Below are 902 nucleotides of genomic sequence, written 5' to 3'. Positions count from 1 at the left end.
TCGCCGACCCCTCCCCTCAAGGGGGAGGGGGGCGAAGCCGAAACGCTTTCGAGCGAACGGCGAGTGCGGTTTGGCATCGTGCCAGCCACACCTACCTTGCGGCTGGCGAGGCATCTCAGGATGGGTCCCGGCCTTCGCCGGGATGACATCGGGGATGTCGCGATGTTTGTGCAAAGCTCCCTCCACCAACGCGCTTTCACCAAAATTTTTTTGATATAAGCAAAGTTTCTTGTATGATCCAAGCGAAATGTGACGGTTTGTGACGGTCGCCGGCGAGCGCTCGCCTGGTGGCAGACTATTGTTTTTGAAAGAGGATTTGGGGCGGGTGAGCTTCGAGCCGCAAACGGAACCGGTGGGGGCGTCGGGTGCGACGGGCACCGCCTCAGCGCTTGGACGGCGCAGGGTGCTGCGCGGGATCGGAGGGGTCGCCGGCTTCTTCATCACCATCGCGCTGACGTTCCTCGGGCTGCTTGCCATCACCTTCTTCATCGGGCGGGTGATCCCCATCGATCCGGTGCTGGCGGTGGTCGGCGACCGGGCGACGGCGGAGGTCTATGAGGCGGCGCGCGTCGCCATGGGGCTCGACCAGCCGCTGCCGGTGCAGTTCTTCAACTATGTCGGCGATGTGCTGACCGGCGATCTCGGCCGGTCCGTCTCGACGGGGCGGCCGGTGATCGAGGATCTGAGCCGGGTGTTTCCCGCGACCCTCGAGATGGCGACGCTCGGCATCCTCATCGGGGTGGCGCTCGGCGTGCCGCTGGGGGTGACGGCCGCGAGCCGCCAGGGCAGCTGGACGGACCAGGCGATCCGCGTCGTCGGGCTGCTGGGCTATTCGGTGCCGGCGTTCTGGCTCGGCCTCGTCGGGCTTGCGATCTTTTATGCGCGGCTGCGCTGGGTGGGTG

General features: G+C 65.9%; 1 protein-coding gene. It reads left to right on the top strand.

Translation table 11 applies throughout. The annotated features are described in order from the left end of the window. Positions 1-403: 403 nt before the first annotated feature. Positions 404-902: ABC transporter permease (locus tag VE25_RS20405; RefSeq protein WP_152664693.1), on the top strand; the 499-nt coding region annotated here is incomplete at its 3' end.

This window comes from Devosia geojensis (genome assembly GCF_000969415.1).
In the GTDB taxonomy this organism is placed as follows: Bacteria; Pseudomonadota; Alphaproteobacteria; order Rhizobiales; family Devosiaceae; genus Devosia; species Devosia geojensis.
This window is presented reverse-complemented; position numbering and strand designations above follow the sequence as displayed.